The sequence below is a fragment of the Leclercia adecarboxylata genome, assembly GCF_023639785.1.
In the GTDB taxonomy this organism is placed as follows: Bacteria; Pseudomonadota; Gammaproteobacteria; order Enterobacterales; family Enterobacteriaceae; genus Enterobacter; species Enterobacter adecarboxylatus_D.
The window spans coordinates 1,812,817-1,838,448 of sequence record NZ_CP098325.1 but is presented as its reverse complement, the minus strand read 5'-3'; the positions used below and the strand labels follow the sequence as shown (position 1 = coordinate 1,838,448).

Below are 25,632 nucleotides of genomic sequence, written 5' to 3'. Positions count from 1 at the left end.
TTACGCCCAGACACGAGCCGGTGTTTTCGGTGTAACTACAAAGTCGTTCAGCCCGGATAAGTCGAGCGAGTCATTCATGACCCGTAAATTGACGTGATAGCCGGGTTCGGTGGTGTATTTGATGATTTCGTTTTCTTCACCGGGATTGATAACTTCGGCAGGGAGGGTGATAACGCCGACGATACCCAGGCTGATATCAGGGTGATATAAACCACCCTGCCCCTCATCATTCACAAACCCCGCCGCGATTAATTGCGTGCGCATCTGGTCGGCGTCATTAAAGCGCAGATATAAATCTCTCATTAGCGGAGTCCATTAATTTGGTTGGGAGTTAAGACACGGTGCCAGATGCGGAAGTTGCGAAGGTAATAAACGAACCTTGCAGTAGACTGGGCTACATTACCGAATTTCGTGATCGCATTAACATCGGCATTGGTTCGGGTACCTGAAGTGGTCTTTCCAATAAATGACATAGATACAGCATTGCCCGTGATGGTATACGCGAACATACCTGACGCCCCATTTTCTAGAGCAATCTCCAGCGGGTTACTGCGGTAGGAACGCATCATTTTATTCGTATCGAGTCGACAAACGATGTCATATCTAGGTCCCTGGACAGATATAGCCTCAGTATAGCCGCCCACAGGCATAAACTTGGCAGTTAGCTCCGCTGCAACGGTCCTATTAAATAGAGTGGCAAGAGTTTTATATCCGGCATTTTCAACAGGAATGCTCCAACTGTCTGCGGTACGCGCAACGGTAGACGCCTCGGTTTTGATATATGAAGTAGGGAAAGGGCTGTCCTCTAATTGCGCGCCCCATACATATAAACCTGACTTGCCATCACCGGTGTAGTTTGATGAAACGCCGTTTGCTAATTGAAGGCGAATAACTGTGCTTTGGCTTGCGGCGGCTGTGAACGCCATCCAGACCCGGTAAATGCCGCTTCCCAAATCCTCGAACCCGCGATCAATATAATCAGCTCCGCCCGCATTACCAGACCATGCCCCTGTAACCGGGTCAAAGAAAGTTTGAGATGTGCTACCAGAAGCAACACGCAAATATAAGTTGCGTGGGCTGGAGTGAGCCTTAACAAAAACGGAAAAGCAATAAGTTGTTCCTGCTACCAAAGCAATATTGCGATCCTGCGTGTAGTGTTCTGCCCCCGCTGTATCCTCTATTATCAGCGCCATCGTTTTATCGCCACGAGGTGAGTCACCACTGTTGTTCGTGGTGGTAACTCTCGATCCTGCTCCCCATTGCTCGGAATTTGTATATAAGTTTGTGGCCTGAGATTCCAGTAATAACCCAGCCTTTTCAAAGCGCGGTTCGTTAATATCTGCGGTCTGCAATACGCCGGATTTGTCGATATACGTTGCTTTGGTTGACCGGGTAAAGGTCGCTGATTTTGTTGCCAGCTCCAGCACCTGCCCGGAAATAGTCAGCCGGTCATAAGGTGCGAACCCTGCCAGCAGGCGCAAATCGTCATTAAACGGCAGCCAAACATCCGGGAAAGGCGCGGTTTCGAAGGGCACGGACGTCAGCAGCTGCGCGGCGGCCAGCGATGCTGCGGCGTTCGTTTCGCTGGTTTTAGCGTTATTTTCTGAAGACTTCGCGTTCGTCTCAGACGTTTTGGCGTTGGTTTCTGAGGTTTTCGCATTAGTCTCTGAGGTTTTGGCATTTGACGTAGAAGTTGCCGCAGCAGTTTTGGATGAATTTGCATTCGTCTCTGATGTTTTTGCGTTCTTCGCTGACGCTTCCGCCGCTGCGGCGCTGGTTCCTGCAGCCATCGCAGCAGCTGTCAGCTTCGACCAGCTCGGCCCCGTTTTTTTTGAGCCGTCTGCCAGCGTTACCGTGACATCACCTGTGCCCGATAAAATCAGGTCCTGGTTGATGATATCAATTTGCGCCTGGCGAAAACCTTCCGTGACAGCTTTTGCTAAATCGTCATCAAGTGTGGCCATTCATGATGTCCTTAAAATGGAAAACCCAGCCGGAGCCGGGTTTATTTGTATGAGATAGGTTTTAGCGAAAATTAACTTAATCCAGTTCCCTGAGGAGTAACGATTGCAATTATGGGGCTGGTTGAAATTGATCCCTCACCAGAAGCCCTTAAGGTTATTGTCAATCCAGCCCCAGTTCCTACATCGAAAGAAAATCCATAGGATTTACCTGGTGAACGATCAGTTTGTTCTTCGCCGTTAACCCAGAACCTTGTCCCCGCCGAATAACCATTAATAGTAAAGAAAATAGATACCCTGACAGGTAAACGAGGGTTTCCAGCATAATTAATAGTCATAGTATTACTGTTCGGCCTTGCCTGTGAAAAGCCGGGATACATTTTAGATTCTGAAATATTACCTACGATTTTATTCGCATAAACGGTTCCCTGAAAATCGCCATTAGTGGCGTAAACCGTACCTCGGAATTCACCGTTGGTTGCATAAACAGTCCCTCGGAATTCACCGTTAGTTGCATAAACAGTCCCTCTAATTGTCACGCTATTGAAGTAGGCCGATCCGTCCTTGCGGATACACCAGCCGCGCCCATTCGGGTCCCATGGGCCGATATCGTTCCAGTCATTAGAACTTATCTGGTAGCCAATCTTGGCGTTATTAATGGAACCATCCTGGATAAACACCGATCGCAAGAACATCTGGCCGCCGGTGGCGGCAAACACCAGTTCCTGCCCGGTGGTCGTTGGGTTATAAACCGCGAACGTGTCGGCGCTGACGAGGAAGTTAGAGGAGCCTGTGGCATCAATGCCCAGCTGGATACCCGCGATACGTTTGATGCCGTTCGCCTCCACCTGAACTTTAACGCCCCACTGCGCGCTCAGCTTGCCGTTGATATCAGCAACAGCTTTACTGGTCGTCTGGACGTTGGCATTGGTATCGCCGATCGCAGCCGTCACCTGCTCAATGCTGGTCGCGGTGGCGCTTTCCAGGTCCGTAACGGCTTTATCAATGCGCGTTATGGCTGCAGCGTTGGTCTGGCCGTTCTGCTCAACCGTGGCCTTAAGCGAAGTGACCTGCTCCGCCACGGCGCTTGTGGCATCAGCTGCAGTCTTCCGGGCTTCGGTGATCTCGGCCATCGTTTTCGTTTCGCCAACAGCGAACGTGACACGCTGATCCGAGAACGCCATGAAGCTGGCGAGGGCGTTGGTGACATTGCCGACGATACCGGCGTCCCGGCTGGCAGTGTTACCGTCCACGTCAACTTTCAGACTGTCGATACGGCGGCCCAGCGCGCTGTCACCATCCGTACGGGCCGTGGTTTCCGTGCTGATATCCGCCGTGTTCTTGTCGGTCGTGGCCTTAACCGCAGCCAGCGCGGTGGTCTGCGCCTTGTTGTTATCAGCGACCGTTTTATCGATGCGTGTAATGTCACCGGTGTTTTTGCCAACCGTCGTCTGCAGACTGGAAAGCGTGGTGGCCTGCGCCTCCTGCTCCGTCGTCAGCGTTGCCAGCTCCTGCGTCACACTGGCTTTGTTGGCGTTAACGGTCGACTCCAGTTGAGTCCGCGCTGTCACCTCCGCTTCCTGCGCTGTGATGCGCGCCTGGCGTTCGGTGTACAGCAGACCCGAGGCCAGTTTTGACGGATCGTCACCGGTATAGCCGCCCCGGATCTGAGTCGCCAGCGTCTCGCGCGCCGTGGCTTCCGCCTGGTCGCCAGTGACACGGGCTGTCGTCTCCTGCTGCAGCGCCGCCATCCCGGCCCCCGGCGTTGGCCGCCCGACCGCCACCCAGTCAATCAGGTAATAGTTCGTCGCATCCTGTTTAGTGGACAGGTCCAGTCTGAACTGGTTCATCGTGGTTTCGGTCAGCCACGGGATATTGTCGAACTCCACCGTAGCGATACCGTTGGGGTCATAGGCAGGTTCGGCGACGGTGATCATGTTGGTGTCGTTGAAGCCACCAGTGCCACGCCACCGCAGCTGCCCCGTCCAGCCCGGCGCACCGAATTTTTTGATGCGGAGTTTAACGAAGCGATAGGACGAGGAGTTGATAGCCAGTGATCCCGGCGATGCCACCCACGGATCGGTGGCATGGTTCGCCGGGCGAATCCACCCGTCAACGATTGTGGGAGTTCCGTTCCCGGTCCACCCCTCTACCGTCGAATCGAAGTACCAGATTTTCGCCGGGTCGAACTGCGAGCCGGTACCCGCCGAAATCTGCGCGATCTGCTGCGCCAACGAGTCAGAGGTAGTCTGAATCGTCTGGTTGACGTTGCTGATATCTGCCAGACGCTCGTTCTTCTCGGTCAGTAGCGCCTGCCCGCGCGCCGTTGCCTCGTCGGTGATGGCTTTCTTACGATCCGTGACCTCCTGCGCCAGGCCCGCTTTAGTCGCCGCCGACTCTGTCGTAACTGCGGTGATGTCGTCGCGCGCCGACTGGATATCTTCACCCAGATCGGCAATGTCCGACACGAGGTTTTTGTAGCCCTCGGTCTGTTCAATCGTGTCGCCGATCATGTCGAGATAATCACCGGCTTTCGAGCTGGACTGTCCTGCCGCCCACTCCGTCCAGTCACCGGTGTTGCCGATACGATCCACCAGACGGGCGCGGTACCACTGACTGACGCCCGCCCGCATCGGGCCATGCTGGTAATGCGTGGCCGGATACGGCACCAGCGCCAGTAATTGCGGGTTAGCCTTGTCTCCGGTGGTGGCGCGCTGAATTTCGGTGTATGCCGTATCACCAGAGCCATCCGGGAAAGCCCAGGTGATGTCGATAGCCCAGACAACATCATCCGTGGCGGCCAGTGCCTGCGGCGTTCCAGGCCTGCCGTTTTTGCCCGTAAGATAGGTGGTGTCAGCATAACCCCACGGCGAGCCTGAATCCGGAGCGTTCAGCGCTCGCACCCGCACGTCATAACTCCCAGTGTAAATCCCCTGCACCGTAAATCCCTGGGCGCTGCTCACCGGAACGTTTATCCAGTCGCCATTATCCTTGCGCCATTGCGCCTGGTACCGGATAGCACCATCCACCCGATCCCAGGAAGCATTCATGGTGGCAACGGTAAGTCCCTGCTCTATGTGGTCGGTTTCGGTGAGGGTGATGTTTTTCGGTGCCGGAAGAACGCTTACCGGCGTGACGGTGACTGGCGCCGGGGTAATGCGCACACCGTCATCGATATAGCGGTATTTATTCGGGTCATGCTGAACTGCGGTGATCGTGAAGCCACCGTTGCTGTCGTCGTTCGCACGGATGGATGACACACGAAAATACTGGATAGCCAGGTTGTCGCTGTCGATGGCCCACACTGCGCCGGACTCAGGAGACAGCCTGAAGGGGGTGGTGACCGTCACCGTCTGTTTGTCTGCGCTGATGGACGCGATTGTCCGCGTCTGCGCCTTGCCGTCCGGCAGGTTGACCACCAGGCGGTCGCCAGCGGCGTAGTCAGCAGGACGATCAAGCGTGATGTTACGCCCGCTGACTGCCCGGATACGCCCGCCGTTCTGTTTGCCGGCACGGAATGGATCTGCGATACCGATAATTTCCGCAGGCAGCGGAATATAACCGTCCAGCCCCACGCCAAATGACACCGTTCCGTCGCGCGCATTAGACAGCAGTGCCCAGCGGCCCCGGCGGTGCGCCTCACTCTGGGATGTGCAGCCAATCGCCGTCATTGACATCTGGTTGACCTTGTACCGCTTCACCAGGTCTGAATCGTAGACACTCTCAACGGTGTCGCTGTAATGGTTCTGAGGGTCAGACCAGGACACCAGAGCAGACGAGTAGCGGTTTTTGTAGCTGCCGCCGCCGTAGGTAAACAACCCGTCGAACACGTTCGAGGCATGATAGGTAAAATCCACTTCATCCTGCGGCACATCCGCGCGCACGTAAATCTGGTCGTTGCCCCAGAAGGTAATCCCCCGGAATATGGCCGCTAAATCGCTGAGAACGGTGTAGGCGTCCTGCTGGCTCTGGATGTAAACATTGCAGGTAAAGCGCGGCTCGGTACCACCCGCCCCGTTTGACACCTTCTGATCGCAGTACTGCGCAATGGCGTACAGCTCCCATTTGTCGATCATGCCTGCATCGACGCGGGTGCCCATGCCGTAAATCTCATCCAGCACCAGATCATAAAATACCCAGGCCGGGTTGTTGGTGTAGGCCATTTTGAAGCCACCCGACCAGGTGCCACTGTAGGTACGCGTAACTGGATCGTAGGAGTCCGGGACACGTACCAGTTTGCCCTTCGGCCTGCAGGTCACCTTCGGCGCACCACTGGTAAACTGGCTGGCATCGACCTCGATATACAGCAGCGCGGTATTGGGATAGCGTAACTTGCTGTCGATCACCTCAGCGAACGAGAACACCTTGAAGGCGTTTATCAGTTTTGAGTTGCCTGTGGAATCAGGCGTGATGCGACGTACCCGCACAGCCCAGCCGGTAGTGGCCGCTGGCAGATCAATGCGGATATCGCGCTGGTATTCCGTGGTTGTCTTTCCGTCGAATTTGCCGTTAAGCACCGTCTGCCAGGCAGCACCATCAGTCGAGAGGTCAACGGCGTACTCCGTGACCGTCCCGACCATATCGCCGTTGTCTTTATAGGTGTACTGTACGGGCAGGCTCAGCTTAATACGCACGGCATCCAGCATCAGGTTAGAGAACTGGCGTGTCCAGGGCGCGGTGGTGGTCACTGTCAAGTTGGCCGACATTTCGTTGTCGACTTCCGGCAACCCCTGAATATAATCCTGATCCTGAGTGCCCGGGCGAAAATCCCATTTTACGCCAGTGAAGTTGTAGCTGCCGTCGGCGTTCGCCAGCGGGGTGTCGTTAAGGAAGATGTTCTGTGCCGTCAGCTCGCCCTGGATTTCACCTTCAGCGATCGCCAGCAGCATTTTTAATTTTGCTGTCGACAGCAGGTCATCCGGATCTTCAACAGGGGTATGCTGTTTAGCGCTACCGCCTTTACGTCCCTGAATAAGGGTTTCATCTTCGAGAAGTCGCATATTTCACCCATAAAAAAAGCCACCCGGAGGTGGCCTGTAGCTGCAATAAAATTTACTGCTGGTCGCTGGAGAAGATCCCCGCGCTGATGACTGCCCCGCCGATCTCGCGCTCACCAAAAAACACGGGGACCGGATAACCCACAGCCACGGTGTTCACCGGCGCGCCAAAGGCGTAGTTGGGTTTGTTGTCCGTACTGGATGAGGCGCCGACATTGTATTTTGGCTGGGGAGTCAACAGCTGAACGACGCCCCCCAGCATCATTGACAGGCCGAGACCAGTCAGGGCCGTTGTTGTCGCGGTTGCGGCAGCTGTGCTCAGACCTATCGCTGTCAGCGAGGCGCCAGCAGTAAAATACGCGGCCACGAGAGCCACTGCCCCGATAACGATCTGCAGCACGCCGCCGCGCTTTGAGCCCTCGGTAATGGCCGAAATCCGGTACACCGTACCGCCGCGGGTCATGTCAAACTCGTCAAGGCCGATGTTGTTTTTGCCATTGAAGAAGGCAAAGCGGATCCCCTGCATATGTCCTTCTGACAGGTAGCGTTTAAAACCGGGAACCTGGCTGCACATGGCCCGCAACATCTCGCGCAGATCCTCAACGTGAAATTTGTGTTCACGCCCGAACTTTTTAGCCATGCGACCTTCAAGAATCAGTGTTTTCAGCATTCATCAGCTCCCTGTGCCGGACCACCCGAACGGTGCGGTCACGGTAATACTTGCCGTACGGCACCCGGGCAGAGAGGCTGCCGAAATTGTGGTGCAGCATAATATTGTCCTGGTGCTCGTGGTGACCGAGGTAAACGGCCGCGTGGTTGGTTACCGGCGCCTGTATGCGCATCATGATCATATCGCCGGGCCGCATATCAGCCGGGTCCACCTGAATAAAACCTTCTGCCTCCCAGTTATCGTCGTAGCGATTTTCCCCCTGCTCCCACCACTCGTACGGTACCGAGTAATCACCCAGGGTAATGCCGTGCTCACGCTGGAACCACTCACGGATCAGCGACCAGCAGTCGGCAAAGCCCAGCACCCAGCGGCGCCCGGCGTAGTCCCGGTCTTCGCGTGGGGCAAGCGTGCAGAAATCCCCGTCCGGCCAGCTCATGATGCCCCATTCCATTCCGGACCAGTCGCACTGCACCCTGTCCATTTCGGACGGCACAAGCTGCACCACATCAGGATGCGAGTGGATAACCATAATGATTTCGCCCTGCTCCGATGCTGCCAGCTTATCCTCCGGCGAGATCGTGAAGGCCTCAGTGGGCGTTGCTGAAATATTCCGGCACGGAATGTACTGCTGCGCCCGTCCAGCCTGCACCACCACGCCGCAGGCCTCGTTCGGATATTCCGCGGCAACATGAGCGCGGATCGCATCCATCAGTTTTTTTCGCATGGTCATTTACCCTGAAGGTTTGCCGCCGGGAAGCCGCCAAACGGCAGCGGGTTACCGGTCCCGAACCGCGCTTCGCAGTCCTGCATCTGGCCGCCGCACATATCCAGCGCCGGGTTATCCGTGGGGGTGCCGTCCTTTAGAAAATAGCGGTTCCCGTTGTAGTCGCATCCGGTACCGGTTCGGTACCAGCCGCGCGTGCACCAGGTGCAGACCGGCGTGATCTGCCGGGTGGGTAACTGCAGGTTCTGGATGTCAAAGGGTGAGCACAGTTCAAAGTCGACCTGCACCCGCGTTTCAGCGGTTTTGGCATTGACGTAAAAAAGCTGTACGCGCTCGTCGGCCGGGCTGGCGTTCGGGTTGCCGGCTGTCCAGTTGGCCGCGTCCAGGTACTTCGCCAGCGTGGTGTGGATCTTCACCTTTGCCCTCGCCAGGTCGTCGTACTCGAGACACAGCGCAGTCACGTAGTTGCCGACGTTCGAAACGGAAAGCGTGGGTGTGGGCTGTGCCCCGGTGCTGGACAGCTCCAGGCCTTTCAGCTCGTAAGGGTAAGGGTCGTACTGCTGACCCTGCCAGATAATGGCAGGCAGGTTGTCAGCCGCGTATGCAGTCCAGCCTGCAGAAGCAATATTGTGGGCATGAAAGCGCAGCACGGTATCCATGCCAAATTCGGTGCCGTCTATTTCGATCAGCTGGACTAACTGGCCCGGTTCCAGCTGCTGTATATCCTGCGTGAAACTCATATTCGCCCCATAAAAAAACCGCCCGGAGGCGGTCAGTCATTCTGGATTTGAAGATATTCAGGGAGCAAAGGACTGCTCGAACGTGAACGCTACTGTCGCTTTTATCCCGGAGGGGAACGAAACACTGAAGGAATCAGCCTTCATCCGGTAGAGCTTCTTCTCCCCCCAGGGGTTCGTCCACCAGAACGATTTAGTGATGTGCGACATAAGAAACGCACGCAGCACTGCGGCCTCGCTTCGTGTTCCCGTCCAGTCAAGATCCCAGACTTCAGACCTGTCATTGATCCCCATCCCGGCGACCTGTTTATACCCGTCGCCAAACTGGGACTGAAGCGTACGGGCGCTTTCCGTTCCCCGGGCTGTTTTACGGGTGCGCCAGCTGAATGTGTCTGTCACTGCTATCTCCTTGGGTAAAGTACACCACCCGGCCCCATCTCCTTTTTAAGCCGGTCGGTGATGGTCTGCTGAACAATGCCCTGAAGCTGCCGCGCTGTTCCGATGGTGTCCGCCTGGCTGGACTCGCCACCCCCCTCCTGACTGATACTGACCGGCGCATAGACGCTGATCCCCCCCGCGGCCGCAGCGGGCATACTGCCGCCACCCACCAGTCCGCCGGACGCATAACCGCGCATCATGCTGTACAGATTCCCCACCCCGATCCGGCTGGTCGCCTCTTTGGTAAAAACGAACTCTCCGCGATGAACCACCCCGGCAGGTTCATATTTACCGCCCGATCCGGTATAGCCGCCTCCGGCAAATCCGATAGCCGAACTGACAGCGCCCACGATCCCTACCCCCGCTTGTTTAAGGGCGATTTGCGCCAGCATCGAAAGCGTTGAGCGGGTGAAGTCACCCCACTTTGCTTTACCGGTGGTAAGCATGTCGGCAAGATTTTGCGTCATTCCGTCAAAGGTGCTGGCTGCTACATTTTTCATCTGGCCGTACGCGTCACCCGCAGAATCGGCGTAATCAGCCCAGGCGGATTTCCCACCAGACAGCCAGTCACCGCGCACTTTATCCTGTTCCTGATAATATCCCTGTAGCGCCTGCAGCTCCTTCTGGTAGCCCTGATCTTTTTCAGACCCGCCGCCATTTTTCCAGCCCTGTAGTAATTGAGCCTCCTCATTGCGCCGCTGTGCCGCACGACTGCTCATCCCCGCGCTTTCCGCCAGCGCCCGGGTTTTTTCACCCATCTGGGTAACATATTTTTGCGATGTGTCCTGCAGACGGTTGAGGCGCTCCTGCTTGATGATCTGGTCACCCAGTTTTGCATTGATTTCAGCCTGAGCGAGCACCTTATCCTTGCTGGCGAGCAGGGACTTTTCATCTTCCGTCAGTGCCCGGGTTCTGGCAGCCTGCTCAAGGATCGTAAATCTGGCCTGCTCTTTCCACAACTGCTGGCGCTGCTGGCTAATCGTGTCATTGATATCACTGTGCTGACGCAAAACCTCAATCTGCGTCTGCAACTCCAGTGTCTGCGCACTGGTGCTGTCGGTGAGTTTTGCGCCTCCGGGCGTCCTGCCTTTCGTCGGTTTCTTCAGCGAGTCCTCATACTCTTTTTTCGCCACCGCCATGTTGATGTTGTAGTCAGCCTGAAGGATCCGTCCCTCTTTCAGCGCCCTGTTAAGTTCATTCTGACGTAACGTGTATTTTTCCAGCGCGGTCTGGGTTTTGGCATAGTTTGCCTGCGCCTGCGCGGCATACTTCTGACGATCCGATTCCGCTGTCGCTTCGCGGGAGGCATTCACCTCATTCGCTTTGGAAATCCCCGCCTGCTGTTGCGCCATGTCCAGCGCCAGCCTGGCCGTTTCGCGGTCATTCCAGAACCGCGCACGTGCTTCATCATTTACATAACGGTCATCTTTCCGGAGGTTCCATATCTCATTGGCTTTTTTAAATGCCGCTTCGGCCTTTCTGACTATCTCTTGGACAGTATCAGGCCGACCAACGTCAAGCGCCGCATCCCACATTGACTTAAACGCGCGTTTCAGCGTATCGGCAGCAGTTTCAATCGACCCCATATTTTCCCGTATGGATTTGGTCTGATCGTTGAAACCGGCGGTGGCCGCGTCGTTTGCCGCCTTAAGTGCTGCGGCCTCATCGCCTGCGCGCTGCAACTGTGCAACATGGGCGATTTGCTCGGCAGTGACGTTGTGAAATTGCTGGGCCATTGCAATGAGCCCGGATGTCGGGTCAGTTGTCAGCTTACCATACGCAGCGGCAACCTTATCGACTGGTACACCCGATGCTTCGGTGAAGCGGGCCACGGCCTGACTCATGTCATCAAAATGGGCACCGGCACGCACTCCAGCGTTGATCAGCTCCGTCAGTGCCTTGCTCGTCTGATTAAACGTCAGTCCAGCGGACTGGCCGCTTCGCGCCAGCGTGAGCATCCGATCGGCAGTCAGCCCCGCAGTGTTACCGGAGAGCACCAGCGTTTTATTGAAATCGGATAATGTGGACGACCCGGCGTACCAGGTATATAACAGTGCCCCCGTCGCTGAAGAGAGCGCACCAATACCAAGCATAACCGGCGAGATAGATCCCAATAGCGCACGAAACGTTGGAATAACACCGCCAAAGGAATCTTTTACCTGCCCACCCTGCTGGAGCAAAATAAGCCAGGGGTTCTGACCACCTGCCAGCTGCGTTGCCACATCAGTAAACTGCGCCGGGAGCATGCGCATCGCCGCGGTATACTGACCGACAGAGATGCCTGCCTTGCGGGCAGCGCTCTCCTGACGGCTGAATGACTGCTGGATCCGCAAAGCTGAATCGTTCGCCGCGTCTCCCGTTTGCCTGAATTCTTTTTTGACGTAGTTGATCTGCTCGTTAAATTTCGTCGAGTTGACGTCAAGATTAACGACCAGATCACCGACTGCCGTCTGGGCCATAGCGCATACCTCCAGAAATACCTTCCGCCTTCGCCATCAGCGCATCGTCGTCCGGCTCTGCTACCTCGATGGATTCAGATGCCGGTGAAAGAATACTGAAGCAGGCAGGCGTCAGCTCCGGATCGGCAAAAAACAGGGTTGAAATGGTGTAGAGCAGGCCGGAGAAGTGGGCGTCCAGCTGCGCATCATGAAAGAAATTATCCCGGTAGAAGATTTTCCAGTCGCCATACTCCGAAGAGGACATGCCAGCAAGCATGGCGCGCCAGTCAGGGCGACCGAACTCACGCGCCAGTTTCAGGACAAACGTCAGCTCACTGGCGAGGGCTTTTCCGCCGTAACAGGTTCTGCAGGTTCGCTGATGCCAACCTGCGGATCCTCCAGCTGCGGTTCAATCATGCCGGAGAGGAGTTTCACCTTAAAATCCGCTTCAGCAATAAGCTCCGTCGGCCAGGTCTGCAGGACTTCATCCTGAATTTTCGTCACTTCCGCCGGCGCGCCCTCAGGAAGCGTACCTTTCACCGTATGACCATGCCAGAGCGACAACGCCACCAGGTAAGCACCATTTTTCACGGTGAGGGTGATAGCGGTCTGGAAATCATCTTCTTCAACCGCTTCCAGCTTTTTCAGGTATTCGAGATGTTCAATGCGCTGCAGCGCGGACAGCTGGTACAGCGTCACGCTGCTGCCGTTATGCTCGAGCGGTTCAGTTTTAAGAAACATATTTACTCCGGAGTACGGGGCTCACGCCCCGGGATTCAGGAAACGGTCACCTTGCAGATTGCCGCAAAGTTACCGCTATTGGTCATGACAATAATTTCAACGGAGCCCGCCGCCACGCCGGTGACGGTCACCGTTGAACCACTGACCGTCACTGTTGCTTTCGACGGATCAGAAGTCGCCACGCGGAAGGAAGCATCTGAAGCGCTGGCTGGCAGGACCGTTACTGCCAGTTGCGTGGTCGCACCGACAGCGACCGCTGCAGTGGATTTATCCAGGCTGATATCCGTCACGCCAATTACCGCAATACCGCTGTCTTCTGCCAGAGAGGGTTTGCCGTTATTGGTGATCTTTGCCGTTCGGGTCATCACTTCTTTAGCCGAAACGGTCTTCCCAAGGCTACTCACCCAGCCTTTAAAGACATCGACGGCGCCATTCGGGTATTTGATTTTGTATCCTTTAACCGTGCCGTCATCGAACCAGTTTACCAGGTCCTGCTGACCACTTTCACCCGGCAGCCATGCCAGAGTAAAACTCGTGTCGCCTGCTGATTTCTGCCCCTGCATGGATGAAGCCCAGTCGGCGTTGTCGTCATCGATATAGGTGTCGTCCTCTGATTCGGCGGTGAGTTCGCCTGGCTGCAGATCCTTGATCTTTGCCAGACGCAGCCAGTTAACATCCGAAAGGGGACTGGCGTAGGGATCGCCGCTTCCGGTATAAATCCAGAGGGTGGTGCCGGCCCCTTTCGTCGGTGCCAGCGGGTTAGGTGTGGTCATAGCGTCCTCACATTTCGTAGGTGATGGAATATTTCAGATCGGCTGAACTCCAGAGTCCGATATCATCATCGCGCTGGTAGTCATAGCCCTGCTGCACCATGTTGGTGATAAGGGATGCAAGCCCCGGGATCTCCGCCAGAACCGGGTAAACACGCGCTTCCATCCATTCATCCAGCTCCGAATCAGGCACCTGGGCAGGAAGAAAGACTTCAACATGAAGAGTGGCTTGCCAGATATCGGCATCCAGCTCTTCCCCGGTGTACTCCGCGTCGGTGAGATAAACGGCGACGGCCGGGAAATTTCCCTCTTCGAGCACTGCTGGCCTGCCGTCAAAATAAATGGCGTCAGTACCAATTGCGTTTTCCAGCGTGTCAAGAATCAACTGTCGGATATCACTGTGTTTCATTTTGTCAGAATCAACCTGAGTTGGTTTGTAAGGGATGCCCGGAGCTCTTTGGGCATATCTGAGTCCATGAGCTTCGGCAGCTCAACCTTGAATGCTGTGGTTAAAGGGGCAGCCAGAGGAATGCTTACTACTTCGATCGGATAGCGGGGCTTTGCTGTTCGCCTCATGACATGCCAGCGGCCGTTTTTAAGCTGCTGAATGAATCCGCCCGGGAAACGGAAAGGACCAATGCGCAGCACGCTGTTGGCCCCTTTCTGGTCACGCTTCCTGCGGGAGAGGCGCACGCTGGCGGTACCGAGTTTTATGGCCGGTAAATTGCCGCGGTTAACGCGGATGAATGCTCGCGGCTTTTTGACCGTCGCCCGCCTCACCCTGGCTCTCTGCTTCACCAGCTTTCGTGGGACCCGTGTAGCTTTTGATACAACAGTCACGCTTCTGCTGACGGCCCGGTTTGCCACACGGTTAACAGCCTGCGCTGACGCGCGCGGAACCGCAGTTTTACTGATGCTGTTGAGATTCTCTACCGCCTGCTCAAGGCCTTTAATGGACATGCAGCCTCCTTAACGACGGCGGGTGCCGGCGGGCGGGCTCCCATTGCCCAGCCAGATATGACAGGAGCCGCAATCGTCAGGGCCAAGACGATCAACCCAGAATGCCCGCCCGTTAATCATCAGGGTGTCCATGCGTTCCAGCTGCTGAACAGTGGTTGATTTCACAAATAAAGACGGGCTGGTTCCTTCAATCCGGACCCCTGCCCCGGCATAACCAATATTCTCAGGATCATCGAAGACACCGTGAATCGTGACGCCCGACAATGCACCGGACGTCATCATTACATCAGCGCCCATGACGTCGCGAATCGTGTCATCCGCCCGTGACATAGCTGCATCAAAGAGATTTTCGAAATCAGCCACTGTCCCCCCTGTCAGATGTCGCGGACCAGTCCATGAGAAATCAGATAGCCTGCCTCATTCCCGGTAACGAGGATCGTGACGCCAGGCTCCACAATTGATACAGGCTCATTTCGCGCGGCGTGCAACGCGTCAATATGCAGGGTGACCAGCGTTTCAACCGCCACCAGCTCACCATCACCGGATAAGGTTGCGTCAGTGGTATCGGCTGTTACCGGGGGAACATTTCCGCCCGCACCAGCCACAATACCGGCTTCGCCCTGCCCGTTGCTATCGCCCGTAGCAACTTCACTCCCCTCATCCAGTTCTTCTTCGAGCTCTGCAATACGCATCGACAGCTCCTGGATAGTGCCGCTGGTATTCACGTCGCGGCCAAGCATTTTGCCCAGCTCTTTCAGCCGGGCGATGAGTGTTTCTTTTTCAGTCATGGAAGCTACTCCGAAGAATTGGCCCCGAAGGGCCACCGGGTGGAAGTTACGCGAGTTTGACGGATACAAACTCGTCCGCGTCGGCCAGCAACATCAGCGGCGCAGACTGGATCATGGTGAATTCACGGGCCGGGTCACCGGTCTGCACCCAGTTTTTCGGATAGCGTGCGGACGAATTAATGCCCTCGCGTTGCGCGTCCACATCTTGGATACAGCCATAGGTCCGCAGACCGCGCGCCTGTGTGTTGCCCAGTACCATGGTGTTATCCGGCAGGTAATTCTTCTGCACACCCCCTTCAACGTACTGTCCGGCATACACGACGATTGCCACATCGCCGTACATACCCTTGTAGGAAACCGCCTGACCGAGATCCTTGAGTGCGGTTTCCAGCTCAGAGTTAGAGCCGCGGCGGGTATCCAGCTTGTCTTTGACGGCCTTGAAGGAGCGGAACAGTGACCAGCCCTTTGGATCGAACACGATGATGTTGACCACGCCACTGGCATTCACCGCATACGTCTCGATGTCATCGGTCGGATCATAGGTTTCTTTGTCCCGGGCGGACCAGGCTGCAGCACCCGCCTGAACAATGTTGTTCCTGGCGCTGCGCTGCATATCCACCTCCACCGGCTCGAACGCCTCCCCGGTCATGGTATATTTACCGCTAAGCACGGCGGATACGGCCTGCATTTCTTCAACCTGCGCAATCGCCAGCTCTTCATCTTTCATGTTCTGCAGAATGATACGGCGGCGGCGATAGGCAGGATCAGCCAGGTTCTGTGGATCTTCATCCGGCAGGCGACGCAGGGTCATCTGCGGGTTTACTTCGTGCTTCGGCTACATGAGTCAAGTGCGATGCTATGCGATTGACTAAGAAAGAAAAAAAGTTTAAAAGTGTTTTGGATTAGGTATTACTGCAATACAGTCTGCAATACAAAGCCTAACCATTTGATTAATTGAGCTGAGCTTCGATGAAGCTAATTATCTTTTTCTTCGCTGTATTGGTAGTGCGAACCTTACCGGCCCCACTAAATTCATGAGAGTTGCCCTAAAGATAGGCGGATAGGTTGGAAAGTTTCTCATGCCAAATTTCAGCTGAGTAGGCATCATTAGGACAAGTTATGGCTACAACAGATCCCATCAAAGAACATCGTAGAATTACTCGAAAATTGGCCCTATCGCTAAATCGTGTAGAAGTATTTTACTGGCTGCTCAAAAATGGTTATTTCCCCGAAAGCTACGTTTTGCCCCCATGCTTTCGAGTCGACAGAATACCTAGCAAACCTACTGTGTATTACAAAGTCAAAAAAAATAAATATTTCCCTGAAGTTTGCGAGTTAGTTAAGGTACATTTCCCAAAGACAGACCTAACCGACCGCACGTTTGGCATTATCCATCCTAAAATACATAACGATATTTCTTATCATATCGCAAGAAACTGGAAAAAAATTGTCGCTGCGGCGATACCAAAGGATAGTAAAGTTACGTCTTATAGTTTCCCTATACCAATAAATAAAAAGGCTAAAGGAAGGATTGGTCACTTACGTAGTGGAAGAATGATTTATGAATTTATAGAAATGACAGATGATGATCTAGCATCTGTTGCATATAGATATAATTATATATTAAAAGCGGACATAAAAAACTTCTTCCCTTCAATCTATACGCATAGTATTTCTTGGGCAATACATGGGAAAAACGTCATAAGAAAGCCCGAAAATAGACAAAACTTTAATTTTTTTGGCAACCGATTAGATAAATTATTCCAAAATGCTAATGATGGTTGCACTAATGGCCTACCTATAGGGCCTGTCGTTTCAGACCTGATTTCGGAAGTGATAGCTTCTGCCGTTGATGTCATGCTTACAAAAGACATAGAACGAGATGATATTGATTGCCGCGCTGTACGCTTTAAAGATGATTACAGGATTTTAGTTAAATCTGAAGAAGACGCTAAACGCATTATCAAATCATTGCAAAGCTCATTAAAAGAATATAATTTAGAATTAAATGACGATAAAACTAATATTTACCCTCTTCCATCCGGACTCTTCCGTGAATGGGCATCGAAATATCACGCTGTTTATCCGCGAAAAAAAGCTCATTTTAAATGGAAGGAATTCAGAGAACTCTACTTATCTGTAGTTGATATAGATAAACTTATCCCAGGTACAGGGGTAATCGATAGATTCTTGGCGGACATAATCACCGAGAAAGGGAAGCTAAAAGTAAAAATAGAAAAAAACAATCTACAGAAAGTCATTAGTATGTTGTTAATGCTTGGGCGACTAAGAGTAAAAACCTATCCAAAGATAATCGCAATCATTGAGTCAATTTTGAAAAGCAGTAATGGCAAAAAGAAACACAATGAAATTGTGACTTACTTATGTAAGTATTTCACGGAATTATCATTGGATGAACAAAGAAACAAGTATCTGATATCATGGATAAGCTATTTTTTAGTGAGCAACAATCTTGAGGGGAGCATACAAGCAATTCCCAAATTCAAAGATCCTATTACAGATAGTATTTTAAGCAATAGAGGGAAAATATTTACAAATCAGAAAGACTTTAAACTTTTCAAAGGAAGTAAGACTATCGCCAAAAAAATGACTATGCTCGAGCACCTTGAAATTTTTAAGCCTAAAACCACCTTATAAAAAATTCAACTATGTGATATGTAGCATTAATTTACTGCTACATATCACATTTAACTGAAAAGCCTACCCTTACCTACTAGTCGCCTCGATAGTTTCATGTTTCATTGCGCCCCCTGAATGAACTGGTTTAGAAGGGATCCTTAACATCACGATATAACAACCAGAATTATCTATTCCTTCATTTCATCACGGGAAAGCCATTTGCTCCGTTTGCGTTTCTTCCTGTTGTGACCAGATATTTTTACCCCGGCCATTAACCCCCTGACATACGCGATTTCACTTTTAACAGTGCTTTCAGGAATGCCAATTTCTGCCAGCATGGGGATCATCCATTCTTCGCCTGCCATATCATCGCCGGGATCTATTTCATCAGCGATGGCTCTGGCGAAAATAATCTGCTGGACGGCCGTCAGCCCTGAAATCCCTCTTCTTTCGGTAAAATCTTTACCCAGCATCCACCACATACTGCACGGAAAATGAAATGTATGGGGCTTTCCCTGATCGCCTTTGATAAACGGTAATCCTTTTTTGGTCCATGTACCGACAGTGGTTCGATCAACACCCAGTGCGCCTGCAAGTTCAGCCTGAGTCATAAAGTCCAATGAGTTTTGCCTTTTGTTCATTTTTTGACCTAGTGGTGGTGGGGTATGTTTGCTGGAAAATTTTCATAAATAGCGCGAATCTGCGAGGTCGCCGCCCCGTAACAGGCCGGATCGCCCGGAAGGACCCGCGCACTGCTGGCGGGTCTACCGGGCTCGTCCTGTCAGCCGATCAGCTGGCTTTTTCCGGCCCGCGCCTGACGGCGTACCCGTTCAGCTTTGAGGCATAGCGCGGTGTCAGGACTGGCAGGAACGGGCACCTGACAGGTTTCAGAGCTGCGGGGAATGTTGTTGATCCACTCCACTACCTCGCTCAGATACCAGGCTTTACGGCCCTCAGTGACCTGCACACGAACCGGGAATTCACCACGTGCTTCGAGGTTCAGCAGAGTGCGACGGCTCAGTGTGGTGAGTTCCATGACCTGATTCATATCAACCAGGCGCTCACTCATATTCATCTTGTCCGCCAGCTCCTGCAGCTCTTTCACCTCTGGATCAGGCCAGAGTGAATTAGCGGTAGCCATCAGGCTGTTATCTTTGTTCTGCATTGTGATCCCCTTATACCCGTGCCAGCGGCTGAACTGAAATACCTGAGCCAACGAATGCGGCCACCTTAGCGGAAAGCGTTGTCACCGCGTCCGGCCAGTTGAGTGCGTCTACATTGAGTACACCCGCTTTGTAGACCTGTGCCTGCGTCTGGCTTGCAGTATCAACAGCGAAGCACGACACATAGACCGCCTGCCCTGCATGTTCCCCGTCCCATACGACAAGAGCGCCGTTAGTGGCGTCCTGCATCAGCGGGGTCAGCGCCGGGATTACTCCCTTCCCACCAGCAAAGATGCCCAGAGTAGATACCAGCGCCTCTGTGCCGGCCACCAGCTCAGTGTAATTTGTAGTCATGATTGCTCCTCAGGCCACACGAACGGTGACAAAGCGGTTAATACGGGCAGGAATTGGCTGCGGCGCGGAATGGGTCTGGACATACTCAATCGCCGGGTCACCCGGTACGATATAGTTTTTCGGTGCAAGCTCAGCTTTGGTAATCCCGTCGCGGACAAGCTCCGGATCCTGAATACCGCCGTAAGCCACAATGCCCTGTAGGGCCGTATTGCCCAGCACCATCAAATCCGGATCGAGGAAATGTTTTTCAGTGCCGTCTTCATCGGTATAGCGGCCGCTGTAAACCACGATTGCTACATCACCCATATAGCCCTTAAAGCTCACTGAATCGCCCAGGTCTTTTAACGCTGTCTCAAGTTGAGCATTAGAGCCACGGCGTGTATCGAGCACGTCCTTGATCGCTTTGAATGAGCGGTATTTCTTCCAGACGTTCCCGCCCATAATGATGATGTTGGTAACGCCTTCGCTCAGTTCTGAGTAGGTTTCAATGTCGTCATTCGGATCAAATGTCGCTTTGTCCTTACCTGACCATGCAGCGCCACCAGCCTGAGTGATCATATTCTGGGATTTAATATTCCAGTCCAGTTCGTAGCGTTCAATGCCCTCCCCCTGGATGATATTTTTCCCTGTCGTTACAGCCTGAACTGCCAGCCATTCAATACGAGCCCGGATAGCAACAGACTGTTTAAGGAGGGCCTGTTTAACCTTGATGTTGCGGGTATCCAGCGTGCTGTATTGCTCCGGTGTAACACCTGCAGGACGAACAGCCAGCTTATTCGGGTCTATGCTGCTCTTGGGCTTCATGTAACCCGGACGGATGGATTTCGATTCATACCCCTCGTCACGGGCCACCTTACTGCCCACCATTGGTGAACAGAATGCAGCGATCGGTATATTGGGGTCGTCGATAGTGTCCAGAATGATATCGCGGGTTTCGAACGTTGCGGCACGGGTAAAGAATAAATCAGTGAAAAGGGTTTTGAGTTGTTTCTGGATATCCTCAGCACTTACAACCCGGATAAGTGCTGCTGGCGTGTGTAAACCTGGCATATATTACCTCATTAAAAATGCGAACAGAGTTCGTTGCAGGGATAATGCTATCACTGCGAAAACGATATTGAATGTATGCAACGGTGTGTAATGGGATGCAATAATGTATAAAGTGTGTTTAAGGTAATTCACCGTCCTTTATATTTGATATTGTTGCTCCTGTTATTTCCTCCAGATGACACTTCAGTAATTGTCAAAGCGGGCTTGGGTGGGCCCGCTTTTCTTTAGTACACTACTTCTTCATAAGGATAGTTCCATCCACAGTGAACGGTGCATTTACCCCATCACTAAATGTAAAGAAACCTAGCCGTTCAGTCTCATCAACTAAGTTGAACATTGCAATATGATGATGTTGAGCACTTGCACTATCTGAAAATAACCTTAACCCAGTATCATAAAGTTCTATTTCAACCGACAAGCCAGAGAAATCTAAATCAAAGCAACCAGACAAGACACTTTGATCTGCTGCAGGAAAATTATCCCTGTAAATTTTATTATATTTAGGCTTGAAATATCTAATTAACCCTGCCTCAGACAAACAAATTATTTCCTTCTGTGAAAGAGGGTTTTCAAACACGCTTTTTAACCTAATATCATCTTCTTCGCCGCTTATAACTCCTTCTTCCATCCTATTGAACATAGAGGCTATAAAATAATCATCATATTCCACCGCTATTATAAAAACTTGGTCATCTGGAAAATTATACATTGTATCCGCTAGGATTTTTTGCAACGTAGAATGACTTCTCAAGCGATCGAGAGCTGTTCGTTTACCTTCCGCATAAGCTTGCCCAATGTAAAGCACTTCAAGATCTTTAAAAATTCTATTTCCAGTATGAAACGCCAAAAAATCGCCAGGCCAGTATCTTACTCCTTCACCTTGATTGTTCACTGTATAGATTTTTCTATGTGGATATTCAGCTACAACTATTTTTTCTTCTTCATCCTCAAACTGAAAGGGAAGTTTGTATGAAGAAATGAGTTCTTTTCCATCTACGCGACTAGTCAAAAAGCCTGTCATAATGCCGTTATCTATAATTGGAGGTTCAGAGCTACAGGTAGCTTTAGGTCGCTTGCAAATCATATAAATATGGCAATTGTCAGCAATATCTTTATGTTCTGCTCTCATTACCCCTTCTGCATGAAGTTGCTCTGGTGTAAACATTAGCCAGCGTTCTGAGGTTATTGTGACTGAAAATTCAGACAAATATTTTCTTTTACCGCTCATAATTCCCCACTTGCTCCCCACTTTACGAAATCCCCACTTGCTCCCCACCAGCAATTATAAGGATGAGTGTTCCAACCAGTAATGACGCGGGTTTGTGGCGAACTCCCCACTTTGCCCGTGTATACATGACTCATGTGGGGAATTTGGATATCTTCTCCCCACATCCCCCATCATCTACCCACTTACTCTCCCACATCGCGTAGGTTTTGAATATGAATATGCTCACCATCCAGAGCAACAAGCCCTGACTCAGCCAGCTTTTGTAGCCAGCGTGAAAAGTGCTTACTGGCATCCAGCCCCATAGCTTTCAGATCATCCCGAATAACTGCCCTGGTGCACACATCCCCACGTGCCGTTCTGCTTCTGATGGCCTGCCATAACGCAGTATGGTTATCACTTAGTTTTGCTACACCCGCCAGTTCCGGATCGATTTCTTTCGTTTCTCTGGGCACATCTCTGACGACCAAAGAGCATATAGGCTCACCATCCTCGTCTGTGTAGAGTTCTGCTGTGAGTAGATCATATGCTTTACGCTCCGGCTCCTCAGCATCCTTCATCTTTGTGCATGAGAGTATCAACGCTTTACCTTCCCCTTCACGCTTAACATTGAATTCTGCATCCAGCGCTGCCCGGAACGAACTGGACCCGCGCGCACCCTTTGCCTCATCCTTACCAGAGTGATGCACCACCAGCACTGTAGCTCCTGTTTTCTGCTTGATAGTGTCGCACCCTTCGATAAACGCTCCCATATCCCGGGCATCGTTTTCATCATTGCCACCAAAGCAACGCGCCAGCGTATCGATCACCACTAGGCTAACAGGCAGACCACATTCGGCCTCCACCTGCCGCGCCGCCAGCAGCACTTCATTGACCTCTGACGATCGAACCGGAAATACCGGCCGGTTTACCAGATAAAGATTATCGGCCTGTAGACCTTTTATTTGCTCCCATGCTCTGATACGGCGAGGAACGCCGACACCACCCTCACCAACCACATACAGAACGGCGCCAGGAGCCACCTTCTTACCAGCCCATACCTGGCCTGTCGCTATATGGCAGGCCCATGAAACCGCCAGAAAGCTTTTATACGAACCGCTGGGGCCGTAGATGCTGCAAAGTGACTGCGCCGGTAAGAAATGTTTGATCACGAAATCCTGTCGGGCATCGTATCCCTCAGATCCACGAGATAACGGAAGCCGGGTACGCCGGGACTGTATTTCCGTGGAAGGAAACACGCGCTGTATACGCTGCGCATCCGTGAGCCAAGCTTTCAGCTCTTCTTCGCCTATCACTTCCACCAGCGCTTCGCGGCGCAGCTCGTTAACCTGCCCGGCATCGTTGCCCAAATAACCAGCATCACACAACTCTTCATAGGTCATGCCGTGAAGCTGGGTGAGTTTTGCCACCAGCTTGCCGTAGCGCGTACTCGTGTCTTTATGCTGGTGGATGGCTTTATCCAGATCGCTACGACTATAAGGGCGACCATGTGACCAAAGATACGAGCAGGCAAACAGCGCATCGGAAACCACTTCTACTGCCGTCAGTTGAACAGTCATTGTGGAATACCTCCGCTCATCTGGAACTTGCCGATCAGAGGATGGAACCAGTACGCTGAGCCATATTTGCGCTTAGCACTTCGCAGCACCAGTCGCGCAGCTTCCCTGAACTTTTCATCAGGTACAACGAATCCGCCTGATTTCAGCTTAACCAGCATTACACCCGTGTTTTTCGCCAGCTCCTCGGCTTTTTTAGTAGAGATACCATATTCAGCAGCTAGCGTAGCTACTGGTGTCATACCCGGAGGTATTTCTCCCCCCTGGCTATCGGCGAGCGACTTAACCTGAGCCTCAAGGTGCAAAATCTTTTCTACCAGTAGATCCACGCGTTTTTCCAGTTCGTTGAATTTGACGTTGCTAATCATGGTCGAACCTCCGAACTATTTTCAAAACGCTCGCGTTCTGCTTTCAGGAAGTTATCCACATTCGTGGCCAGTGACTCAAATAACTGACCGATTGCGGTTATTTCATTGTCTTCCATTGCATTGGGATAACAGACGAGCATTGTGGCTACGATTTTTGCTTGTTCTGCACTCAGCGAGGCAACGCGCAATTCTTCTTCATGCTCTTCCAGGTTTTTAAGATCCGCGATATACAGCAGTTTTGACTTAGACATATCGAGCCTCCAGTGGAAGGCTGATTTCTCCTCCCATGATTGACCAGAGAGTTGCTCGGTTTGCATCTGTCCAAGTAAACGAGTAAGGACTTTCAGTGCGGATTTTTGCAGCAAAAGTAAGTTGCCACTCAGGAAAGGTTGCTCGCGCATCCTCTTCCGAATCTGCATCACATCTCAGGACTACTGGTGAGCATTCAGGATGTAGTTCTGGGGTGGCCAGGAATAGCCATGTAAATTTGGGATGAGTTTGGGTATGCTGTGTTCCAGCCATAGTCGTTACTCCAGTTAACGGTTTGGTTAGACGCCTCGTTCGTGTTCCCGCACTTCGAGGCGTTGCATTTTACAAAACTTGTATGTAATGTGTCATTACACATAAACACATTACAACGGGTGTAATTGACGTGTCAACACACAAAAACGAAAGACGTGGTAATCCTCCATTTCAATTTCGGTTAGATCCAGAACTCAGGCAATTAATGGAAATTGCTCAGCAGGAAGACGGAGATGAATCTTTAGCAGCTTGGATTAAAAGGATTATTCGAAAAGAATTACTACAGCGTGGACTTGAAGTTAAAAATTAATGTTACGTTGATTCATACCTGTCTTAAAGAGCCATTATATCGACAATGGCTCTTTAATAAGTTATAGATTTAAGAAAAAAACATTCCTATACTGCGTAACCCGTAGCTCTTAAATCCTTCAAAATGCTATATGCAACTTCTTCTATCGTTGATGAATATTTTTTATAAATGAGACCATTTAAATCACTGGGGATTACCACATCACCCGTATATAAGCAGCATACTTTAGAACGCCCTAATTTCCCAACAAAATATCCGAATTCAAACATCACATTGGGCCGAGCTCTTAATTCTTTTTTACGTTCAGAATCTGGCAAACTATCATCAGGACTCAAATAAGCAATTTCGTCAGGTGTAAGAAGAATAAAAGCAAATCCTACATCACTGTTAGCCTCAAATTTTTCAATAACTGTCTGACCAACATCTGCTTGCCTGTGAAGCACAATAGGTTCTAAACCTATTTCTCTTAGAAAGACTTCTAAATTAGTTTTTGAGATGTCATCACGCCCGTGAACGATAAAAACTCTTTTCGTCTTCACAGCTGTACTTGAAGTTGATTGAGTTACTGCATTTTCCTCAACAATTGAAGAAGATATAGGAATCAACTCAAGGCGTTCCATTATAGATTCCAGCTTTCTTATTTTACTTTGCAAACTATCTTTTGAATCTTTTATTTGCTCACTTAACGATGGATCTAATAAGAAAACACCAGAGAAACCACTACCCTCATATTCGTTTTCAAAATCTTCATTTGTGAAACACCTCTTTAAAAGCTCAGAATTAAAATCACTCCACTTCCTATATTCTGCATTAAATTCTTCTAACGCACGATTAGTATTAATATTTTTTTGATAAAGCGACAATCCTTTCTGTATTCTTTCCTGAATTTTGTCGTTCATATCCTCCCTAGATATGAGTAATTCACAAACACCATTGGTATGTGGGTTTGTTTTTTTCCTCGTTACCATCTCATCATCCTTATTATTTCATATTTGAATCTGCCACTCGCCGCGTATCCATGCCTGAATCTCTGAAAGTCGATACGCCACAGCAGTGGCTCCAATTTTGATCCGTTTGGGAAACTTTCCTTCCTTCTCCAGCTTCCAGCGCGTGCTGTTCGCCAAGGTAGTAAGTTCTCGACATTCTTTCTCACGGATCATACGGTCGATGTTAGGAATGTACTCCAGACCCTTTTTATCAACAACAGCGATTTTTTTCAT

General features: G+C 51.6%; 25 protein-coding genes and 5 pseudogenes. 2 read left to right on the top strand and 28 right to left on the bottom strand.

The window, feature by feature from the left end:
- The 17 genes and pseudogenes from NB069_RS08700 to NB069_RS08620 all read right to left on the bottom strand — a co-directional run.
- Nucleotides 1–303, bottom strand: coding sequence for a hypothetical protein (locus NB069_RS08700; RefSeq protein ID WP_250588976.1), 303 nt, complete (start codon nucleotides 301–303; stop codon nucleotides 1–3).
- On the bottom strand, nucleotides 303–1,964 hold the full coding sequence (locus NB069_RS08695; protein WP_250588975.1) for a phage head spike fiber domain-containing protein: 1,662 nt from the start codon (nucleotides 1,962–1,964) through the stop codon (nucleotides 303–305). The genes NB069_RS08700 and NB069_RS08695 overlap by 1 nt, the downstream gene beginning before the upstream one ends.
- Nucleotides 1,965–2,035: 71 nt before the next feature.
- A pseudogene (locus NB069_RS08690) lies at nucleotides 2,036–2,821 on the bottom strand (phage tail tip fiber protein); the annotation flags it as partial.
- A gap of 1,676 nt (nucleotides 2,822–4,497) precedes the next feature.
- Nucleotides 4,498–6,961: pseudogene (locus NB069_RS08685) on the bottom strand (host specificity protein J); the annotation flags it as partial.
- Between the two features lie 52 nt (nucleotides 6,962–7,013).
- A complete protein-coding gene (locus tag NB069_RS08680; protein ID WP_250588974.1) occupies nucleotides 7,014–7,628 on the bottom strand; it encodes a tail assembly protein in 615 nt (204 codons plus the stop codon).
- Nucleotides 7,606–8,352: a C40 family peptidase gene (locus tag NB069_RS08675; RefSeq protein WP_250588973.1), complete on the bottom strand. Its 747-nt coding sequence runs from the start codon at nucleotides 8,350–8,352 to the stop codon at nucleotides 7,606–7,608. The genes NB069_RS08680 and NB069_RS08675 overlap by 23 nt, the downstream gene beginning before the upstream one ends.
- Nucleotides 8,353–8,354: 2 nt before the next feature.
- Complete coding sequence (locus NB069_RS08670; RefSeq protein ID WP_250588972.1) at nucleotides 8,355–9,092, bottom strand: phage minor tail protein L; 738 nt, start codon at nucleotides 9,090–9,092, stop codon at nucleotides 8,355–8,357.
- Nucleotides 9,093–9,149: 57 nt separating this feature from the next.
- Nucleotides 9,150–9,488, bottom strand: coding sequence for a phage tail protein (locus NB069_RS08665; RefSeq protein WP_250588971.1), 339 nt, complete (start codon nucleotides 9,486–9,488; stop codon nucleotides 9,150–9,152).
- Nucleotides 9,489–9,490: 2 nt separating this feature from the next.
- Nucleotides 9,491–11,986 carry a phage tail tape measure protein gene (locus NB069_RS08660; protein ID WP_250588970.1) on the bottom strand — a complete coding sequence of 832 codons (2,496 nt, stop codon included), beginning with the start codon at nucleotides 11,984–11,986 and terminating at the stop codon, nucleotides 9,491–9,493.
- Nucleotides 11,970–12,296, bottom strand: a pseudogene (locus NB069_RS08655) (phage tail assembly protein T); the annotation flags it as partial. The gene NB069_RS08660 and the pseudogene NB069_RS08655, both read right to left, overlap by 17 nt.
- Complete coding sequence (gene gpG / locus NB069_RS08650; RefSeq protein ID WP_250588968.1) at nucleotides 12,293–12,706, bottom strand: phage tail assembly chaperone G; 414 nt, start codon at nucleotides 12,704–12,706, stop codon at nucleotides 12,293–12,295. The gene gpG and the pseudogene NB069_RS08655, both read right to left, overlap by 4 nt.
- A gap of 35 nt (nucleotides 12,707–12,741) precedes the next feature.
- Nucleotides 12,742–13,479 (bottom strand): phage tail protein, encoded by a 738-nt coding sequence (locus NB069_RS08645; protein WP_250588967.1) that lies wholly within the window; start codon nucleotides 13,477–13,479, stop codon nucleotides 12,742–12,744.
- A gap of 7 nt (nucleotides 13,480–13,486) precedes the next feature.
- Nucleotides 13,487–13,885 (bottom strand): phage minor tail U family protein, encoded by a 399-nt coding sequence (locus NB069_RS08640; RefSeq protein ID WP_250588966.1) that lies wholly within the window; start codon nucleotides 13,883–13,885, stop codon nucleotides 13,487–13,489.
- Entirely contained in the window at nucleotides 13,882–14,436 is a 555-nt protein-coding gene (locus NB069_RS08635) for a phage tail protein (RefSeq protein ID WP_103823779.1), read from the bottom strand. Before NB069_RS08635 ends, NB069_RS08640 begins: the two co-directional genes overlap by 4 nt.
- A 9-nt stretch (nucleotides 14,437–14,445) precedes the next feature.
- Complete coding sequence (locus tag NB069_RS08630; RefSeq protein ID WP_250588965.1) at nucleotides 14,446–14,799, bottom strand: head-tail joining protein; 354 nt, start codon at nucleotides 14,797–14,799, stop codon at nucleotides 14,446–14,448.
- A gap of 11 nt (nucleotides 14,800–14,810) precedes the next feature.
- Nucleotides 14,811–15,224, bottom strand: coding sequence for a DNA-packaging protein FI (gpFI, locus tag NB069_RS08625; protein ID WP_250588964.1), 414 nt, complete (start codon nucleotides 15,222–15,224; stop codon nucleotides 14,811–14,813).
- A gap of 46 nt (nucleotides 15,225–15,270) precedes the next feature.
- Nucleotides 15,271–16,059 (bottom strand): annotated as a pseudogene (locus NB069_RS08620) (major capsid protein); the annotation flags it as partial.
- A 284-nt stretch (nucleotides 16,060–16,343) separates the two neighbouring features.
- Between NB069_RS08620 and NB069_RS08615 the strand changes: the two are divergent.
- Nucleotides 16,344–17,882, top strand: a complete 1,539-nt coding sequence (locus NB069_RS08615; RefSeq protein ID WP_250588963.1) for an RNA-directed DNA polymerase — start codon at nucleotides 16,344–16,346, stop codon at nucleotides 17,880–17,882.
- 170 nt (nucleotides 17,883–18,052) lie between these two features.
- Here NB069_RS08615 and NB069_RS08610 read toward each other — a convergent pair whose 3' ends face one another.
- From NB069_RS08610 to NB069_RS08570, 9 genes and pseudogenes are all read right to left on the bottom strand, one after another.
- Complete coding sequence (locus NB069_RS08610; RefSeq protein WP_250588962.1) at nucleotides 18,053–18,505, bottom strand: hypothetical protein; 453 nt, start codon at nucleotides 18,503–18,505, stop codon at nucleotides 18,053–18,055.
- Between the two features lie 140 nt (nucleotides 18,506–18,645).
- Complete coding sequence (locus tag NB069_RS08605; protein WP_250588961.1) at nucleotides 18,646–19,029, bottom strand: helix-turn-helix transcriptional regulator; 384 nt, start codon at nucleotides 19,027–19,029, stop codon at nucleotides 18,646–18,648.
- Between the two features lie 10 nt (nucleotides 19,030–19,039).
- Nucleotides 19,040–19,381 carry a head decoration protein gene (locus NB069_RS08600; protein WP_250588960.1) on the bottom strand — a complete coding sequence of 114 codons (342 nt, stop codon included), beginning with the start codon at nucleotides 19,379–19,381 and terminating at the stop codon, nucleotides 19,040–19,042.
- Between the two features lie 9 nt (nucleotides 19,382–19,390).
- Nucleotides 19,391–20,431, bottom strand: coding sequence for a major capsid protein (locus NB069_RS08595; RefSeq protein WP_250588959.1), 1,041 nt, complete (start codon nucleotides 20,429–20,431; stop codon nucleotides 19,391–19,393).
- Between the two features lie 232 nt (nucleotides 20,432–20,663).
- Entirely contained in the window at nucleotides 20,664–21,659 is a 996-nt protein-coding gene (locus NB069_RS08590; RefSeq protein ID WP_250588958.1) for a hypothetical protein, read from the bottom strand.
- 182 nt (nucleotides 21,660–21,841) lie between these two features.
- Entirely contained in the window at nucleotides 21,842–23,215 is a 1,374-nt protein-coding gene (locus tag NB069_RS08585; RefSeq protein ID WP_250588957.1) for a helicase RepA family protein, read from the bottom strand.
- Entirely contained in the window at nucleotides 23,212–23,580 is a 369-nt protein-coding gene (locus NB069_RS08580; protein WP_250588956.1) for a hypothetical protein, read from the bottom strand. Before NB069_RS08580 ends, NB069_RS08585 begins: the two co-directional genes overlap by 4 nt.
- On the bottom strand, nucleotides 23,577–23,981 hold the full coding sequence (locus NB069_RS08575; RefSeq protein WP_250589566.1) for a hypothetical protein: 405 nt from the start codon (nucleotides 23,979–23,981) through the stop codon (nucleotides 23,577–23,579). The genes NB069_RS08580 and NB069_RS08575 overlap by 4 nt, the downstream gene beginning before the upstream one ends.
- A 4-nt stretch (nucleotides 23,982–23,985) precedes the next feature.
- Nucleotides 23,986–24,102: pseudogene (locus NB069_RS08570) on the bottom strand (host cell division inhibitor Icd-like protein); the annotation flags it as partial.
- Nucleotides 24,103–24,232: 130 nt separating this feature from the next.
- On the opposite strand from NB069_RS08570, the gene NB069_RS08565 reads away from it, so the two are divergent.
- Nucleotides 24,233–24,412, top strand: a complete 180-nt coding sequence (locus tag NB069_RS08565; RefSeq protein ID WP_250588955.1) for a hypothetical protein — start codon at nucleotides 24,233–24,235, stop codon at nucleotides 24,410–24,412.
- Nucleotides 24,413–24,498: 86 nt separating this feature from the next.
- Here the strand turns inward: NB069_RS08565 and NB069_RS08560 are convergent, their stop codons facing one another.
- Entirely contained in the window at nucleotides 24,499–25,311 is an 813-nt protein-coding gene (locus NB069_RS08560; protein WP_250588954.1) for a TIR domain-containing protein, read from the bottom strand.
- Nucleotides 25,312–25,398: 87 nt separating this feature from the next.
- Nucleotides 25,399–25,632 (bottom strand): helix-turn-helix transcriptional regulator, encoded by a 234-nt coding sequence (locus NB069_RS08555; RefSeq protein WP_250588953.1) that lies wholly within the window; start codon nucleotides 25,630–25,632, stop codon nucleotides 25,399–25,401.